Origin of the sequence: Paraburkholderia bryophila (assembly GCF_003269035.1) — a bacterium.
Classification (GTDB): Bacteria; Pseudomonadota; Gammaproteobacteria; order Burkholderiales; family Burkholderiaceae; genus Paraburkholderia; species Paraburkholderia bryophila.
Genome location: NZ_QLTK01000004.1, coordinates 355,305 through 370,798, shown reverse-complemented (window position 1 = coordinate 370,798; position 15,494 = coordinate 355,305). Strand labels below are relative to the sequence as shown.

At 65.2% G+C, this 15,494-nt stretch carries 18 protein-coding genes; 10 read left to right on the top strand and 8 right to left on the bottom strand.

Annotated elements, in window-relative coordinates; translation table 11 throughout:
- The first annotated feature begins 5 nt into the window (after positions 1-5).
- From BX591_RS10385 to cobC, 5 genes are read left to right on the top strand one after another with little or no spacing between them, the layout of a single operon-like run.
- The gene (locus tag BX591_RS10385) at positions 6-1,070 is read left to right on the top strand and encodes a FecCD family ABC transporter permease (RefSeq protein ID WP_111930847.1); all 1,065 of its coding nucleotides are present in this window, start codon (positions 6-8) and stop codon (positions 1,068-1,070) included.
- Entirely contained in the window at positions 1,067-1,906 is an 840-nt protein-coding gene (locus BX591_RS36905; protein ID WP_111930845.1) for an ABC transporter ATP-binding protein, read from the top strand. Before BX591_RS10385 ends, BX591_RS36905 begins: the two co-directional genes overlap by 4 nt.
- Before the next feature lie 39 nt (positions 1,907-1,945).
- Positions 1,946-3,007, top strand: coding sequence for a nicotinate-nucleotide--dimethylbenzimidazole phosphoribosyltransferase (gene cobT / locus BX591_RS36900; RefSeq protein WP_111930843.1), 1,062 nt, complete (start codon positions 1,946-1,948; stop codon positions 3,005-3,007).
- A 43-nt stretch (positions 3,008-3,050) separates the two neighbouring features.
- Positions 3,051-3,836, top strand: coding sequence for an adenosylcobinamide-GDP ribazoletransferase (locus BX591_RS10370; RefSeq protein WP_111930841.1), 786 nt, complete (start codon positions 3,051-3,053; stop codon positions 3,834-3,836).
- Positions 3,821-4,411 (top strand): alpha-ribazole phosphatase, encoded by a 591-nt coding sequence (gene cobC / locus BX591_RS10365; protein WP_111930839.1) that lies wholly within the window; start codon positions 3,821-3,823, stop codon positions 4,409-4,411. The genes BX591_RS10370 and cobC overlap by 16 nt, the downstream gene beginning before the upstream one ends.
- Positions 4,412-4,519: 108 nt before the next feature.
- On the opposite strand, the gene BX591_RS10360 is transcribed toward cobC, so the two are convergent.
- The 4 genes from BX591_RS10360 to cobU all read right to left on the bottom strand — a co-directional run bounded on the left by BX591_RS10360 (position 4,520) and on the right by cobU (position 8,093).
- Positions 4,520-5,431 (bottom strand): cobalamin-binding protein, encoded by a 912-nt coding sequence (locus tag BX591_RS10360; RefSeq protein ID WP_111930837.1) that lies wholly within the window; start codon positions 5,429-5,431, stop codon positions 4,520-4,522.
- Between the two features lie 40 nt (positions 5,432-5,471).
- Positions 5,472-6,542 carry a threonine-phosphate decarboxylase CobD gene (cobD, locus tag BX591_RS10355; RefSeq protein ID WP_111930934.1) on the bottom strand — a complete coding sequence of 357 codons (1,071 nt, stop codon included), beginning with the start codon at positions 6,540-6,542 and terminating at the stop codon, positions 5,472-5,474.
- Between the two features lie 61 nt (positions 6,543-6,603).
- Complete coding sequence (gene cbiB, locus BX591_RS10350; protein WP_111930835.1) at positions 6,604-7,539, bottom strand: adenosylcobinamide-phosphate synthase CbiB; 936 nt, start codon at positions 7,537-7,539, stop codon at positions 6,604-6,606.
- Positions 7,539-8,093 (bottom strand): bifunctional adenosylcobinamide kinase/adenosylcobinamide-phosphate guanylyltransferase, encoded by a 555-nt coding sequence (gene cobU / locus BX591_RS10345; RefSeq protein ID WP_111930933.1) that lies wholly within the window; start codon positions 8,091-8,093, stop codon positions 7,539-7,541. Before cobU ends, cbiB begins: the two co-directional genes overlap by 1 nt.
- A 137-nt stretch (positions 8,094-8,230) precedes the next feature.
- Between cobU and BX591_RS10340 the strand changes: the two genes are divergently transcribed.
- The 4 genes from BX591_RS10340 (at position 8,231) to BX591_RS10325 (ending at position 11,680) form a co-directional block, all read left to right on the top strand.
- On the top strand, positions 8,231-9,691 hold the full coding sequence (locus tag BX591_RS10340) for a cobyric acid synthase (RefSeq protein WP_111930931.1): 1,461 nt from the start codon (positions 8,231-8,233) through the stop codon (positions 9,689-9,691).
- A gap of 145 nt (positions 9,692-9,836) precedes the next feature.
- Complete coding sequence (locus BX591_RS10335; protein ID WP_111930833.1) at positions 9,837-10,253, top strand: DoxX family protein; 417 nt, start codon at positions 9,837-9,839, stop codon at positions 10,251-10,253.
- 378 nt (positions 10,254-10,631) lie between these two features.
- Entirely contained in the window at positions 10,632-11,093 is a 462-nt protein-coding gene (locus tag BX591_RS10330; protein WP_111930831.1) for a mobile mystery protein A, read from the top strand.
- Positions 11,084-11,680 (top strand): mobile mystery protein B, encoded by a 597-nt coding sequence (locus tag BX591_RS10325; protein WP_111930829.1) that lies wholly within the window; start codon positions 11,084-11,086, stop codon positions 11,678-11,680. The genes BX591_RS10330 and BX591_RS10325 overlap by 10 nt, the downstream gene beginning before the upstream one ends.
- A gap of 115 nt (positions 11,681-11,795) precedes the next feature.
- On the opposite strand, the gene BX591_RS10320 is transcribed toward BX591_RS10325, so the two are convergent.
- Entirely contained in the window at positions 11,796-12,215 is a 420-nt protein-coding gene (locus BX591_RS10320; RefSeq protein ID WP_111930828.1) for a PaaI family thioesterase, read from the bottom strand.
- A gap of 233 nt (positions 12,216-12,448) precedes the next feature.
- On the opposite strand from BX591_RS10320, the gene BX591_RS10315 reads away from it, so the two are divergent.
- Positions 12,449-13,087, top strand: a complete 639-nt coding sequence (locus BX591_RS10315; RefSeq protein WP_111930826.1) for a ParA family protein — start codon at positions 12,449-12,451, stop codon at positions 13,085-13,087.
- Between the two features lie 87 nt (positions 13,088-13,174).
- On the opposite strand, the gene panD is transcribed toward BX591_RS10315, so the two are convergent.
- The 3 genes from panD to BX591_RS10300 all read right to left on the bottom strand — a co-directional run bounded on the left by panD (position 13,175) and on the right by BX591_RS10300 (position 15,491).
- Positions 13,175-13,561, bottom strand: a complete 387-nt coding sequence (panD, locus tag BX591_RS10310; RefSeq protein ID WP_012432059.1) for an aspartate 1-decarboxylase — start codon at positions 13,559-13,561, stop codon at positions 13,175-13,177.
- A 53-nt stretch (positions 13,562-13,614) separates the two neighbouring features.
- Positions 13,615-14,448: a pantoate--beta-alanine ligase gene (gene panC / locus BX591_RS10305; protein WP_111930824.1), complete on the bottom strand. Its 834-nt coding sequence runs from the start codon at positions 14,446-14,448 to the stop codon at positions 13,615-13,617.
- A gap of 167 nt (positions 14,449-14,615) precedes the next feature.
- On the bottom strand, positions 14,616-15,491 hold the full coding sequence (locus BX591_RS10300) for a segregation and condensation protein A (protein WP_111930929.1): 876 nt from the start codon (positions 15,489-15,491) through the stop codon (positions 14,616-14,618).
- Positions 15,492-15,494: the final 3 nt, after the last annotated feature.

Genomic DNA, 15,494 nt, shown 5'->3' with positions numbered 1-15,494 from the left:
CGCGAATGAACCGTCAGCCGGGCTCGATGCCCGCCACGCTGCGCATGATGAACGCGAAGCGCGCGGCCGCGATCTGGCTCATGCTCGCGCTGATCGCGCTGGCGGTGCTGATGGCGTCCCTCGCGTTCGGCAGCGTGTCGCTCGCGCCGATGCGCGTGCTCGCGGCGTTGCTGCCCTGGCATGGGTCGGCGGGAAGTGCGCGCGATTCGTCGGCGGCGCTGGCCGGCGAAATCGTCCGCAATCTGCGTCTGCCGCGCGCGTTGGCCGGCTTCGCGTGCGGCGCGCTGCTCGCGTTGGCCGGCGCGTTGCTGCAGGTGCTGTTGCGCAATCCGTTGGCCGAACCGTATGTGCTGGGTGTGTCTGGCGGCGCGGCGACCTTCGCCCTCGTCGCGATGATCGCCGGCTGCGCATGGTGGGTGGTCGACGCCAGCGCGTTCGCCGGCGCCTTCGTGTCGATCCTGCTGGTGCTCGGACTCGCGCGCCGCGAGTTGTGGCGTGGCGAGCCGCAGGACACGTCGCCACGTTTGCTGTTGACCGGCGCGGTGGTCGCCTCGGGCTGGGCCGCGTTGATTACCTTGTTGCTGAACCTCGCGCCCGACAACCGTTTGCGCGGCATGTTGTTCTGGCTGACCGGCGACCTCAACGGCGGCGCGATGCCCTGGGTCGCACTCGTCGCGCTCGTGATCGTGCTGGTCGCGATCGTGCCGGCGGCGTCCCGTCTGAATGTCTTGCTGCGCGGCGACGCGGCCGCGCAAGCATTGGGCGTCGCGGTCATGCCGCTGCGCTTGCGCGTGTATCTGGTGGCGTCGCTCGCGGCGGCCGCGGCCGTGACCACGGCAGGCACCGTCGGCTTTGTCGGGCTCGTCGTGCCGCACATGTTGCGGCTCGCGTTCGGCAACGACCAGCGCATGCTGTTGCCGGCGGCGGCGCTCGGCGGCGGCGTCGCGGTGATGGGCGCGGATCTGATCGCGCGCACGGTGATCGCGCCGGCGCAGTTGCCGGTCGGTGTGATTACGTCGATCGTCGGCGTGCCGGTGTTTCTGTGGATGCTGCTGCGCAAACGCCGATGACGCCATCCCACGACCCCGCTCGAGCTTCGCTCAGCGCGCAGCGTCTGACCTTGCGCGCCGGCGCGCGCACCTTGCTCGACGCCTTCACGCACACGTTCTACGCGGGCGAGATCTGGTGCGTCGCCGGGCCGAACGGCGCGGGCAAAACGACGCTGCTGTCCGCGCTCGCGGGTTTGCTGCAACCGTCGGCGGGACATGTCGAGCTCGACAACGTGCGGCTCGCCGACTGGCCGCCGTTGCCGCTTGCCCAGCGCCGCGCGCTGATGCCGCAAAGCGCCGCCGACGCATTCAGCGCGAGCGTGCTCGACATCGTGATGCTGAACCGCTTCCCGCATCTGAACGGCTGGGGGTGGGAAGGCGAGGCGGATCGCGACGCGGCGCACGCGGCGCTCGACCTGTTGGGTCTCACCGCATTCGCCGCGCGCGACGTGCTGTCGCTGTCGGGCGGCGAGCGCCAACGCGTGGCGCTGGCGGCGGTGTTGTGTCAGAACGCGCCCTTGCTGCTGCTCGACGAACCGTTATCGCATCTCGACCTGCATCATCAGATCGACTGTCTGGAAGCGCTGGCCGCGTGGACCCGAGAGCCGCGCCGTACCGTGCTGTTTTCGTGCCACGACCTGAACCTGGCGCGCCGCTTCGCCACGCATGCGTTATTGCTCGACGGCGAGGGCGGCGCGTATGCCGGCCCCGCGCACGACGTGCTGACGCCCACGCTGACGAGCCGCGCGTTTGGTTATCCCCTGATTCTGATTCGCGACGGCGAGCACGAGGCGCTGATTCCGGCGCCGCGCGCACGTCACGAATCGCTTGCGGTTCATGATAGACCGGCAAGCTGAGCGTTTTACCCAAACAAACATTCTCTTTCAGATAGACCTATGACTTCTTTGTCCCGCCAGGCCGGTTTGCCCGAAGTCGCACCGCTCGATCAATCGCTGCGGGCCGAGCTGCAACACGTCATCGATAACAAGACCAAACCGCCGGGCAGTCTTGGGCGACTCGAAACGCTCGCGCGACAGATGGGGCTGATCCAGCGCACCACGCATCCCACGGTGCAGCGTCCGGCCATGATCGTGTTCGCCGGCGATCACGGCATTGCCGACGAAGGCGTGAGCCCGTATCCGCAAGCGGTGACCGCGCAGATGGTCGCGAATTTTCTGGCCGGCGGCGCGGCGATCAATGCGTTGAGCCGCGTCGCGGGCATCGAACTCGAAGTGGTCAACGCGGGCATCGCGACGCCGTTGCCGTCGACGCAAGGACTCGTCGATATTCCCATCGCCGGCGGCACGCGCAACTTCGCGCGCGAAGCGGCGATGACGCCGCAGCAGGCACTCGCCGCGATGCAGGCGGGCGCCGCGCGCGTGCGGCATCACGCGGCGCTCGGCACCAACGTGATCGGCTTCGGCGAGATGGGGATCGCGAATACCTCGTCGGCCGCGTGTCTGATGAACCGCCTGTGCGGCGTACCGATCGACGAATGCGTTGGGCGCGGCACCGGTCTCGACAATGCCGGCCTCGCCAAAAAGCGCAACGTGCTGGCGTCGGCGCTCGCGCATCACGAGGTGTCCGGCGATCCGCTGACAGTGCTCGCCACTTTCGGCGGCTTTGAAATCGCGATGATGGCCGGCGCGTATCTCGCCGCCGCCGAGGCGCGCATGACGATTCTGGTGGACGGCTTCATCGCGACGTCGGCCCTGCTGATCGCCGATGCGCTCGCGCCGAACGTGCGCGAATACTGCGTGTTCGCGCATGCATCGAACGAGGCGGGGCACCGCCGCATGCTCGATCATTTCGGCGGACTGCCGTTGCTGTCGCTCGATCTGCGTCTCGGCGAAGGGACCGGCGCGGCGCTCGCGGTGCCGCTGCTGCGTGCGGCGAGCGCGTTCGTCAACGAGATGGCCAGCTTCGAATCGGCCGGCGTTGCGAATCGCGACGCGTGATCCGTCATACGGAAACGGCGCGGCGCGTGCCCCGGAGCCCTTCATGAATCCGCTCGCGGAACTGCGCTACTTCTTCACGGCGCTCGGCTATTTCACACGCGTGCCCGTGCCGCGTTGGGTCGGCTTCGAGCCGCATTATCTGAATGCGGCGGCGCGCTATTTTCCGCTGGTCGGCGCCCTGGTCGGGGGCTTGAGCGCGCTGGTCTATCTGGCCGCGCTGCAGGTATTTCCGGCCGGCGTTGCCGTATTGCTGTCGATGGCCGCGTCGTTGCTCGTTACCGGCGCGTTTCACGAAGACGGTCTCGCCGATTGCGCCGATGCGTTCGGTGGCGCCTATACACGCGACGACGTGCTGCGCATCATGCATGACTCGCGCATCGGCGCCTTTGGCGCCATCGCTCTCGTGATCGCCCTGGCATTGAAGTGGCAAACGCTTGTGGCATTGCCGCCGCTGCGCGCCGCAAGTCTGATGATTGCCGCGCACGCAGCGAGCCGCACGTACGCGATCAGCTATCTGGCGACGCTCGACTACGTGCGCGCCGAAGGCAAGGCCAAACCGGTCGCGCAGCGGCTCAGCGGCGTGGCGTTGATGTGTGCCGTGCTGTTCGGCTTGCCGTGGCTGTGGTGGCCGAATGGTCCCCAGTGGCCCGACGCTTCCGCCTGGCGCTTCGCTGCCTCGACGCTCGTGCTGCTGCTGGCGCTTCGCTTCGTCATGGGCCGCTATTTCGTCAGACGCATCGGCGGTTATACCGGCGACTGTCTCGGCTTCGCGCAGCAGATCTTTGAATTGAGCATCTATCTGGTGGGGCTTGCATGGATATCGTCCTGATTCGCCATCCCGCCGTCGCGCTCGAGGCGGGCGTGTGTTACGGCCATAGCGATGTGGCGCTGGCCGAAGACGCCGAAGTCTCGTCCGACGCGCTCGCGTTGAAACTCGCCACCTTGCAGGTGCCTGCGCCGCGCGTGCTGATGTCGAGTCCGCTCACGCGTTGCTCGGCGCTCGCGACAGAACTGGCGAACGCGTTCGGGTGCGTGATCAGTCACGACGATCGTCTGAAGGAAATGGATTTTGGCGCTTGGGAGACGCAACGCTGGGACGCGATCGATCGTGAATTGCTCGATGCCTGGGCCGCCAATTTCGAACACGCGCGGGCGCATGGCGGCGAAAGCGTCGCGCAATTCGTTGCGCGCGTGCGTGCCTGGCTCGATGCGTTCGCACAGACGCGCGAGCTGTCGCCCGCGTACGTGGTCACGCATGCGGGCGTGATGCGGGTGATCGCGTCATTGGTGCTGGACGTGCAGTTGGAGCGATGTCTGCGTTGGTCGCTGGATATGACCGGGGTCGTCTGGTTGAGGCGCGATGACGAAACGCAGCAGTGGTCGTTGGTGAGGTGGAATGCGTGAGGGCGGCTCGAGCAAAACCGCCGGTATGGCCTTGCGCTCATGCCCGCGGCTCGTCTCGCGAATGAACGGGCGTCGGCGCCAGGTGAGGCTGAACCGGGCGTGACGGATTTACGGCGCGCCGGGCTTGCGGTGCGAGCGCGCGGCGTCCAGGTCTTCGCAGAGTTGCTTTGCGCCCTGCGCGATGCGCGGCGCGGGGCGGTTGATCAGATCGCCGTCGATCGCGAACAGATTGTTGTTCGCCACCGCGCTCAGACTCGGCCACGCGCGCCATGTGGCGAGTTGCGGCAACTGCGTGTCGGGTTTGGTCGCGCCCGGCGCTGCTGTCACGATCGCCTCCGGATTCGCCGCGAGCACGGCCTCGGTCGAAACCGTCGGCACCAGCGGCTCGAGTTTCGCAAACACATTGCGGCCGCCGCACAGCGCGATCACGTCGCTGATCATATGGTCGCCGTTGAGCGTCATCAACGGTTGATCCCACACCTGATAGAACACGCTGACGGGCGGCCGGCTCGCGTACTGCGTGCGCAACGTCGCGATGTCGCGACGATACGCGGCGGCCGCGGCATCTGCGGTCGACGACGTGCCGAGCAATTGGCCGAGTCTGGTTAGCGACACGGCGACGTCGTCGAGACGATGCGGCTCGCTGAAGAACAACGGTACGTGCAATTCGCGCAGACGATCGAGTTGACGTTGCGCATTGCCATGCCGCCACACCACGATCAGATCCGGCTTCAACGCGACGATGCGTTCGAGGTCGAGCGCTTTGTTGTCGCCGACGCGCGGCAGTTGTCTGGCCTCCGGCGGGTAGTCGCTGTAGGACACCGCGCCGACCATTTTTGCAGCGCCGCCCGCGGCGTAGAGCAATTCGGTGACGTGCGGCGCGAGGCTGATCACGCGTTGCGCGGGTGCGGCCAGCGTGACGGTCGCGCCGGTGTCGTCGGTGACGGTGATCGCGGCGTGTGCGGACAGCGTCGTGGCGCACAGCGAGAGGGCTAGCAGGAAGCGGGTGAGTGGGGTCATCGGCGCTGCGCGTTGAAAAGGACGGATTGGATCAGCGTAATCATGCGGCGTCGATTTCCCGAATCGCTTCGCCCAGGCTTTGCTCGAAGCGTACCCATTCCGCCTCGCTGCCGGGCAAGCCGACACGCACGCTGCGCGATGACGTAAAGAGTCGGGTCCACACGCCGCGCCGTGCCAACGCTTCGTGTAAAGCGGGCGCGCGGGTGTCGTCGGTCCAGGCGAAAAGCGGCGTGCTGCGTGTGGCGAGTCGTTGCGCGTGCATCAGGTGGGTCAGGCGCTCGCTCTCGCCATCGAGCCGCGCGCGCATGTGCCGTTGCCAGGCTTCGTCCGCGAACGCGGCTTTGACTGCATGCCGGGCGGGACCGCTGACCGTCCACGCACCGAGCGTTTGTCGCAAGGCATCGAGTAACGTCGGCGAGCCGAGTACGAAACCCGCGCGTACGCCGGCGAGACCAAAGAACTTTCCCGGCGAGCGCAACACGATCAGGCCGTCGCGAGAGGTGTCGGCCGCAAGCGACGCCGACGGCATCGTATCGGCGAAAGCTTCGTCGACCAGCAGCGTGCCGCCCCGTGCGCGCAGTTGTGCGTGCCACTGCAACAGTCTCGCGGCGCTCAGATGCTGGGCCGTGGGATTGTTCGGGTTCACGATAACCGCATGCGTGAGTCTGTCGGGCAAGGTTTCGCAGGACACGTCCAGCGGCACGACGTCATGACCCGCACGTTCGAATGCGGGCGCGTACTCGCTGTAAGTGAGCGGCGCGATGCCGACCTGGGCGCGTGGCAGTAGCGCGGGCAGCGCGCGGATTGCGGCCTGGCTTCCCGCGACGGGGAGCACGTGGGCGGCGTCCGGCGCGCCGTAGTAGCGTGCGGCGCAGGCGGCGAAATCGTCGCCGTCGTCGGGTAGACGACGCCATGCCTCGGCGGGAACCGGCGGCACCGGATAGCCGTGCGGATTGATGCCCGTGGACAGATCGAGCCACTGCGCGTACGGCAGGCCATAACGCGCGGCGGCTTCGTGCAGATTGCCGCCGTGTACGGCGGGGGCCGTTGGTGCGGTAGGTGTGGGCGCGTTGCCTGCAGCGCCCGGGATACGCTTGCCGCCCGAAGTCATCTGCATGCCCGCGCTGTCCTCGGCGTCGGCTGCGTGCCCCTTCACCGGATCGATCTCGCCCTTACGCATGAAACGGCACGCTCAACAGCGCCAGCACGATCAGCACCGCCAGCCAGAGAATTACCGTGCGCTCCACCAGCATCAACGCGGCAGTCACATGCGCGGCCTTCGCGGGATGTCCGAAGCCGAGCGTGGGCCGATGCTCCAGCGCGCCGTGATACACCGCCGGTCCGCCGATCAGCACGTTCAGACTGCCTGCGCCGGCCGCCATCACCGGCCCGGCATTCGGGCTGTCCCAGCGCGGCGCCTGCTCACGCCAGCAGCGCCACGCCGTGCGCGTGTCGCCGAGCAAGGCGTAGCTCGCGGCGGTCAGGCGCGCGGGAATCCAGTTGAGCACGTCGTCGATGCGGGCCGCCGCCCAGCCGTAGCGCAAATAGCGTGGCGTGCGATAGCCCCACATCGCGTCCAGCGTGTTGGCGAGACGGAAGCCGAGCGCACCCGGGCCACCCGCGATCGCGAACCAGAACAGCGCGCCGAAGATTGCGTCGTTGCCGTTTTCGAGCGCCGATTCGACGGCGGCGCGCGACAACGCGCCTTCGTCGGCGTGGGTGGTTTCGCGCGAGACGATCCGCGCGGTCAGGAGCCGCGCCTGCGCGAGATCGCGTTGCGCGAGCGCCTGGGCGATCGGCGCGATGTGATCGTGCAGACTGCGCGCACCGAGTGCGAACCACAACAGCACGACATGCACCGCGCAGGCCGCGAAAAACGGCAACACCGAGACCAGCCACCACGCGACCAGCACCGGCGGCAGCACGGCCAGCGACCACGCGAGCAGGCCCTTGAGCCGCAAGCGGCGGCCGGTGTTGTAGTGCGCTTCGAGGCGCTTCGCCCAGTTGCCGAAGCCGACCAGCGGATGCGCGGTGCGCGGTTCGCCGAGCCAACGGTCGACCGCGACGCCCGCGGTTGCCAGCGTGACGATCAGAGGAAGCGACAGCATCACGCGTGGCCCGCCGCTTTCAACGCGAGCGGCAAGCCCGCGACCATCATGGTGGCCTGCGTGCTCAATGCGGCGATGCGCTGGTTGAGCCGGCCGAGTTCATCGACGTAAAGCCGCGTGGCCGCGCCGAGCGGGACGACGCCCAGGCCGATTTCGTTACTGACCACGATGATTTTGCCGTGCGCGGCGACGAGCGCCGTTTCAAGCGCGGCGACTTGCGCGTGATAGCGATCGAGCGACAGCGCTTCGCCTTCGGACGGGCACAGCAGGTTGGCCAGCCACAGCGTCAGACAATCGATCAGCACGCAGTGGCCGGGCGCGTCCGCTTGCGTGAGCGCAGCGGCGAGATCGACGCCCGCTTCGACCAGCCGCCAATGCGCCGGACGCCGCTCGCGATGATGCGCGACCCGCGCGGCGAATTCGGCGTCGTCGCTGACGCGCGCGGTAGCGATATAGGTGACGGGAAGGGCGCTGCGATCGGCCAGTTGTTCGGCGTGCAAGCTCTTGCCGGAACGGGCGCCGCCGAGGACGAAGGTGAGGTCGCGGGGAATCATCGCGTGATTGTACCGGCGCACGGATGGCGGCGGCGGGGTGGGATAATGCCGCGTTTCTCTTCACGGCCGACCCACTCCACCTCGTGACCACGACCTCGATTCCCCGACACGCCATCCCCGTCCCGCGCGGCACGCTGATGATTCAGGGCACCACGTCCGACGCCGGCAAGAGCACGCTGGTCGCCGGCCTATGCCGGCTCGCGCGGCGCGCGGGCGTACGGGTCGCACCGTTCAAGCCGCAGAACATGGCGCTCAACAGCGCGGTCACGGTCGACGGCGGCGAGATCGGCCGCGCTCAGGCGTTGCAGGCGGTGGCCGCGGGCATCGCCGCGCACACCGATCTGAATCCCGTGCTGCTCAAGCCGACCAGCGACCGGGGCGCGCAGGTGATCATCCACGGCAAGGCGCGCATGAATCTCGATGCCCGCGCTTACCACGACTACAAACCCATCGCGTTCGAAGCGGTGCTGCAATCGTATGCACGTCTGCAGGCCGGCTACGAGGCGATTTTCGTCGAAGGCGCGGGCAGCCCCGCCGAGATCAATCTGCGCGATCGCGACATCGCCAACATGGGTTTCGCGGAGGCCGTGGATTGCCCGGTCGTGCTGGTGGCCGACATCGATCGCGGCGGCGTGTTCGCGCATCTGACCGGCACGCTCGCGTGTCTGTCGGCGAGCGAGCAGGCGCGGGTGCGCGGCTTCGTCATCAACCGGTTTCGTGGCGACATCAGTCTGCTGCAACCCGGTCTCGACTGGCTCGAAGCGAAGACCGGCAAGCCGGTGCTCGGCGTGGTGCCGTACCTGCACGGCCTGACGCTCGACGCGGAAGACATGCTGCCGCCGGCGTTGCGGGCGGCCCATCGCGGCGACGCGCAGCGGATGCTGCGCGTGGTCGTGCCGGTGCTGCCGCATATCAGCAACCACACCGATTTCGATGCGCTGCGCGCGCATTCGCAGGTCGATTTCCATTACGTGCGAAGCGGCATGCCGATGCCGCCGGCCGACCTCATCATTCTGCCGGGCTCGAAGAACGTACCCGGCGACCTGGCGTTTCTGCGCGCACAAGGGTGGGACGCGGTGCTGCAGCGGCATCTGCGTTACGGCGGACGGGTGATCGGCATTTGCGGCGGCATGCAGATGCTCGGGCGCGAAGTGGCCGATCCGCATGGCGTGGAAGGCGCGCCGGGGACCTCGGCGGGACTCGGTTGGCTCGATTACTCGACCGTGCTCACGCGCGACAAGACGCTGAAGAACGTCACCGGACGTCTCGCGTTGCACGGTTCGCCCGAGGTGTCGGGCTACGAAATTCATATGGGCGAGACGCACGGTCCGGCGCTGGATTCGCCCGCGCTGCGCCTGGGCGATGCGGATGCCGCGCGTCCCGACGGCGCGCTGTCCGCGGATGGGCAGATTCTCGCCACCTACGTGCATGGCCTGTTCGACACGCCCGCCGCATGCGCCGCGTTGTTGTCGTGGGCAGGGTTGAGCGACGCCGAGGCGATCGACTATCCGGCTTTGCGCGAGGCGTCACTGGAGCGACTCGCCGACATGTTGGCCGAGCACCTCGATCTGGCGAAGGTTTTTGGCGCGATGGGCTGACCTGTCTGAAGCAATAGGATAATGTCGATTAAATCCTATTGGGAAACAATCTAAGCCTGTAGCGTGGTTTTTCACTCCGTATGGTTCGAATAGAGTCCTGACATCGACGGCTGGTTCTGGCCGTCTCTCTTTCAAAGGATTCGTCATGAACTCGAACCGCTCCGCCGATCTGGCTGCCTTGCTACTGCGCGTGGCCTTGGGCGTGCTGTATCTCGCGCACAGCCTGCAAAAAATCTTCGTTTTCACGCTGCCGGGCACGGCGCAATTTTTCGTTTCGCTGGGCTTGCCGGGCTGGCTCGGCTATGTGACGGCGTTCGTCGAATTGCTTGGCGGGATTGCGTTGCTGCTCGGCGTGCAGGTCCGCTGGGTTGCGCTGCTGCTGTTGCCGTTCATGCTCGGCGCGATGTCGGCGCATTGGCATAACGGCTGGGGTTTCGCGTCGCCGAACGGCGGCTGGGAATATCCGGCGTTCTGGGCCGTGACGTTGGCGGTGCAGTCGTTGCTGGGCGGCGGTGCGCTGGCGCTGGGTGGGGTGAAGACGGTGCGGGCGGTGGCGGCGTAGGGGTTCGCGGTTTCGCCGGCAGCAATGCCGGGCAACGAAAAACACACGCCACGAGGCGACTCGTATAACAAAGCCGTTGGTTCTTGAGGTAATTAGCGCTGAGACCTGCGTCCCAAAAGGGATTGCGGGTCTTTTTCTTTTCCGGAGATATTTCCTGGAGCTGGCGAGCGCGCAAGATATCTCGACGTTTGATCCGACCATGGCGGAATGTACAAAGGTGTTCTTGCTGCCTTGAAATGAAGCAATTCATTTGATAGTGCTTCACTAAGGCAACGCAAATTGTGTAAAATTGCTTCAATTTAGTGAAGCAAGACCTTAATGTGTGCTTCACCATAGGGTAGCATTAAATATATTTTTGATAGCCTATAGGCCAGCAAAATGGATTCCAGAATGAGGCAGCTCCGGCTTGACCAGGTTGAAGCGTCAGTCGCGGCATACTCGGATTTGATCAATCGTCGGCCCCCGCCGCGCGGATGGCTGAAGGCCATTCGCGAGTCGTTGGGGCTCACCGAGCGACTGCAAGCCGAGAGATTGGGTATGACCGGTTCGAGCCTGCACAAGTCGGAGTTGGCGGAAGCGGAGGAGCGAATCACGCTCGGACAACTGCGCAAGCTGGCTGACGGGCTGGACTGCGAGCTGGTCTATGCTTTGGTGCCGAGAAAGCCACTGACTCAAGTGGTCGAAGACCGGGCGCGCTCAATCGCTTTGCAAGAAGTGAGTGCAGTTGCGCACACCATGAGTCTGGAAGACCAACGTCCGGCAACCGACCGGCTTCGCAAACAGGTTGAGCAGAGAACGGCGGAGCTACTGCGGGGTCGCTGGTCCGACCTATGGCGATAGATTTAGACGAACAGGAAGGCCAGACACCGCTCGACCCTGACGAGCTTGCCGGACTGATACCGACGCACCTGACCACCAAAGGTGACCTGAATGAGTGGGAGCAGGAGAACATCCTGCAAGCCGTGCAATGGGCACGCCGTCAACGCAAGGTCGATGTCCTCAGTGAAGCATTCTGTCGCAACCTTCACAAGAAAATGTTCGACCAGACCTGGTCGTGGGCAGGCTCGTTCCGCAAGTCCGACAAGAATATTGGATGTGACTGGACGCAGGTCAGCGTCAAACTGAGAAACCTGTTCGATAACACGCGGTGGTGGGTCGACAACGGCACATTCCCGCCGGATGAGATTGCCGCGCGATTTCATCGCGAACTGGTGTGGATTCATCCCTTCCCAAACGGCAACGGTCGACACTCACGAATGATGGCTGATGCGCTCTTGCGCAGCATCAAGGAAGAGCCGTTTTCGTGGGGCGGCGGCGGGACCCTGGTTAAAGCGGATAACGCCCGGTCGGATTACTTAACCGCCTTGCGTGCGGCGGATAAAGGTGACTACGGTTTGCTGCTGGTTTTCGTGCGAAGCACTGCCTAGCCGTCGCACGCATAAGAAAGGCGCCAAGCCATTCGCGACAGGCCGGAGAGTTTTGTGCCGTTGCGTGTGCAGCCCTGCACGACCTTTCTTTCGTCGACGCCGCGCCCCGCCACCCTCAATACAACACGATCTGTGTGCAACGAAACAGCGCGATCGTCTTGCCGTTCGGATCGGTCACCGTCGCGTCCCACACCTGCGTGCTGCGCCCCAGATGCACGGCCTTGGCGACCGCGCGGATCGTGCCTTCGGTCGCCGTCCCGAGGAAATTGCTTTTCAGTTCCACGGTCGTGAAATTGCGCGCCGTTTCCGGCAGATGCGCGAGGCACGCGTAGCCGCACGCGGTGTCGGCGAGCCCGATCACGGTGGCGGCATGCAAAAAACCGTTCGGCGCGAGCAATTCTTCGCGCACGGTCAATTCCGCGGTTAAAACGCCTTCCTCCAGCGACAGCACATGGATGCCCAGCAAGCCGGGCAGCTTGCCCCGCTGGCGTTCGTGCAGGCGTTCGACGGTGTATTCCGGACGGAGTTTGCTCATGGATTGAAGGGTCCCAGGTGGAAAAATCGACGTTACCAGGCGGTCATTTGGCCGCCTGGGGGCTTCGGCCCCGGTGCATTTATCGATATTATCAACGGCTGGATCGGTGCGCGTGCCCGAAACCGGCAGGTTCAGCCGGTGCGGCGGCGGACCGGCGCGAAGTCAGAACAAGGTCAGAACGATACACGCGGCAAACCGGCTGGCGGCGACCAGCCTTCTTTCCGGGAGAATTCATGACGGTGATTGTGGTGGCGAATCCGAAGGGCGGCGTGGGCAAAAGCACGCTGTCCACCAATCTGGCCGGTTATTTCGCGGCAGCGGGCGAATGGGTCGCGCTGGCGGACCTGGACAAGCAGCAGTCCGCGCACGCGTGGCTGTCGCTGCGCCCCGGCACGCTGCCGGCCATCGAAACCTGGGAAGTCAATCAGGACACGCCGGCCAAGCCGCCCAAGGGGCTGGAGCACGCGGTCATCGACACCCCTGCCGGATTGCACGGCAACCGGATGAGCATCGCGCTGGATCTGGCCGACAAGGTGATCGTGCCGTTGCAGCCGTCGATTTTCGACATTCTCGCCACGCAGGAGTTTCTCGAGCGTCTGGCGAAGGAAAAAGCGGTCCGCAAGGGCGCGATCGAAATCGGCGTGGTCGGCATGCGAGTCGATGCACGCACGCGCTCGGCGGAACAACTGCATCGGTTTGTCGAAGGCCTGAATCTGCCGGTGCTGGGCTTTTTGCGCGACACGCAGAACTACGTGCAGCTCGCGGCACACGGCCTGACGCTGTGGGACGTCGCGAAAAGCCGCGTGGAGAAGGATCTGGAGCAGTGGCAGTCGATCGTCGAATGGGTCGACGGGACGGCGAAGAAGGGCTGAAGCGGCGCGCCGTACGACTGACGGCGCCAAACAACGGATAAAGCGCGCGGCAAGCGCGTTAAAGCTTCACGCCAACCGCGCCGACCCTCAGGTCCAGTTTTGCGTCGGCACGTGATCGCGGCTGCCCTTGATCTTGTTGTTATCGTCGACGAACACCAGGTCCGGCTTCCAGCCCGCCTTCAACTCGGCCTCGTCGACCACGGCGAACGCCGCAATGATCACCAGATCGCCCAGTTGCGCGCGCCGCGCGGCCGAGCCGTTCAGCGAGATCATTCCGCTGCCGCGCTCGCCCTTGATCGCGTAGGTCGAGAAACGCTCGCCGTTGTTGATATTCCAGATGTCGATCCGTTCGTTCTCGACGATGTTCGCCGCTTCCAGCAGGTCTTCGTCGATCGCGCACGAGCCTTCGTAGTGCAGCTCGCAGTGCGTGACCGCGACACGGTGGATCTTCGACTTCAGCATGTTGCGTTGCATGACCAATCAATCCCTTGTGACTTCTTTGTTTGTCTGCGCCGGCTGGGGCGAGGTCAGATTTCGAGGTTGTCGATGAGGCGCGTGGCGCCGAGTTTTGCGGCGGCCAGCACGACCAGTTCCGCGTTCGTGTCTTGCGGACCCGGCGGCAGCAGGTTCGAGCGCTTGCGCACCGCGATGTAGTCGGGCTGCCAGCCGCGCGCGGCGAGGGTGGCCATGGCCGCCTGTTCGATTTTCGCGAAGTCGCGGTCGCCGGACAGCACGGCTTCGCGCACGCGATTCAGTTCGGCGGCCAGCACCGGCGCTTCGGCGCGCTCGGCGGCCTGCAGGTAGCGATTGCGCGAGCTGAGCGCGAGGCCGTCGGTGTCGCGAACGGTTTCAGCGGCGATGATGTCGGTCGGCAGCGCGAACTGGTGGCACATGCGGCGCACGATCATCAACTGCTGGTAATCCTTCTTGCCGAACACCGCGACGCGCGGCTGCACGCACGACATCAGCTTCATCACCACCGTACACACGCCCTGAAAGAAGCCGGGCCGGAATTCGCCTTCGAGGATGTCGCCCAGATCGTGCGGCGGATGCACGCGATACTCCTGCGGCTCCGGATAGAGGTCGCGCTCGGTCGGCGCGAACAGAACGTAGACGTTTTCCTTCTGCAGCTTTTCGATGTCCGCTTCCATCGTGCGCGGATATTTGTCGAAATCTTCGTTCGGACCGAATTGCAGCCGGTTGACGAAAATGCTCGCCACCACCGGATCGCCGTGCTGGCGCGCGAGACGCATCAGCGACAGATGCCCTTCGTGCAGATTGCCCATGGTCGGCACGAAGGCCGTGCGATTCTGGCCGCGCAACTGGTCGCGCAATTCATGGATCGAGCTGATGACTTTCATGATCGGACAGGGGTTTCCTCGCGCGGCGCGAGACTCGGTCGATGCGAAACCTCAAGGCATCGCGCGGTCCGCCGCCTCACTGGTAATGACAGGTTCGGAGCGCGGGATTGTAGTGGATTTGCGCGCCGTACGCACCGAAACGAGGCGTGTCGGCCCGTACGGTGAGATCAGGCCGGCGAATACGCGAGCCGTACGTAGATCGGCGCGAACGGTTCGGCCTGGGTAATCTCGACCAGCGATTCGCGCGACAACTCCAGCATGGCGATGAAATTCACCACCACGACCGGCACGCCCTTGCTGGTGTCGAACAGGTCGGAGAATTCGACGAAGCGCGCGTTTTGCAACTGCCGCAGGATCGCACTCATATGCTCGCGCACCGACAGCTCTTCACGCGAAATCTTGTGATGCTGCACCAGCTTGGCGCGCTTGATCACGTCGGCCCACGCGGCGCGCAGGTCTTCGCTGTCGACGTCGGGAAACCGCGGCGTGAAGCTTTGCTCGATGTAGACCTCGGCGCGCAGGAAGTCGCGCCCGAGCTGCGGCAACTGGTCGATACGCTGCGCGGCCAGTTTCATCTGCTCGTATTCGAGCAGGCGGCGCACCAGTTCCGCGCGCGGATCTTCGGCTTCCTCGCCGCTGTCGGCCTTCTTCACCGGCAGCAACATGCGCGACTTGATCTCGATCAGCATCGCGGCCATCAGCAGATATTCGGACGCGAGTTCGAGATTGGTCTGGCGCAACTGGTCGACGTAGCCGAGGTACTGCACCGTGACATCCGCCATGGGAATGTCCAGCACGTTGAAGTTCTGCTTGCGGATCAGGTACAGCAACAGATCCAGCGGTCCTTCGAACGTTTCGAGGAACACCTCGAGGGCGTCCGGCGGAATGTACAGGTCGGTGGGCAGCTTGAAGAGCGGCTCACCGTACAGGCGTGCGAAAGCGATGCCGTCGACGGTGTCGGGCGTCGAATCGGTGGCGGGCGCGGCTAGCGCTGCGTCGGCGGATGCCGGCGTGGCGCCGTGAGCCTCGTCGGCGTGACTCACGCT

Bases quoted from the DNA above. Each gene is read 5' to 3' on its own strand.
- panC (WP_111930824.1), bottom strand. From the start codon at position 14,448: ATGAAAGTCATCAGCTCGATCCATGAATTGCGCGACCAGTTGCGCGGC.
- cobU (WP_111930933.1), bottom strand. From the start codon at position 8,093: ATGATTCCCCGCGACCTCACCTTCGTCCTCGGCGGCGCCCGTTCCGGC.
- BX591_RS36905 (WP_111930845.1), top strand. From the start codon at position 1,067: ATGACGCCATCCCACGACCCCGCTCGAGCTTCGCTCAGCGCGCAGCGT.
- BX591_RS10370 (WP_111930841.1), top strand. From the start codon at position 3,051: ATGAATCCGCTCGCGGAACTGCGCTACTTCTTCACGGCGCTCGGCTAT.
- BX591_RS10335 (WP_111930833.1), top strand. From the start codon at position 9,837: ATGAACTCGAACCGCTCCGCCGATCTGGCTGCCTTGCTACTGCGCGTG.
- BX591_RS10315 (WP_111930826.1), top strand. From the start codon at position 12,449: ATGACGGTGATTGTGGTGGCGAATCCGAAGGGCGGCGTGGGCAAAAGC.
- cbiB (WP_111930835.1), bottom strand. From the start codon at position 7,539: ATGCTGTCGCTTCCTCTGATCGTCACGCTGGCAACCGCGGGCGTCGCG.
- BX591_RS10360 (WP_111930837.1), bottom strand. From the start codon at position 5,431: ATGACCCCACTCACCCGCTTCCTGCTAGCCCTCTCGCTGTGCGCCACG.
- BX591_RS10385 (WP_111930847.1), top strand. From the start codon at position 6: ATGAACCGTCAGCCGGGCTCGATGCCCGCCACGCTGCGCATGATGAAC.
- cobC (WP_111930839.1), top strand. From the start codon at position 3,821: ATGGATATCGTCCTGATTCGCCATCCCGCCGTCGCGCTCGAGGCGGGC.
- panD (WP_012432059.1), bottom strand. From the start codon at position 13,561: ATGCAACGCAACATGCTGAAGTCGAAGATCCACCGTGTCGCGGTCACG.
- BX591_RS10330 (WP_111930831.1), top strand. From the start codon at position 10,632: ATGGATTCCAGAATGAGGCAGCTCCGGCTTGACCAGGTTGAAGCGTCA.
- BX591_RS10325 (WP_111930829.1), top strand. From the start codon at position 11,084: ATGGCGATAGATTTAGACGAACAGGAAGGCCAGACACCGCTCGACCCT.
- BX591_RS10340 (WP_111930931.1), top strand. From the start codon at position 8,231: ATGATTCAGGGCACCACGTCCGACGCCGGCAAGAGCACGCTGGTCGCC.
- BX591_RS10320 (WP_111930828.1), bottom strand. From the start codon at position 12,215: ATGAGCAAACTCCGTCCGGAATACACCGTCGAACGCCTGCACGAACGC.
- cobT (WP_111930843.1), top strand. From the start codon at position 1,946: ATGACTTCTTTGTCCCGCCAGGCCGGTTTGCCCGAAGTCGCACCGCTC.
- cobD (WP_111930934.1), bottom strand. From the start codon at position 6,542: ATGACTTCGGGCGGCAAGCGTATCCCGGGCGCTGCAGGCAACGCGCCC.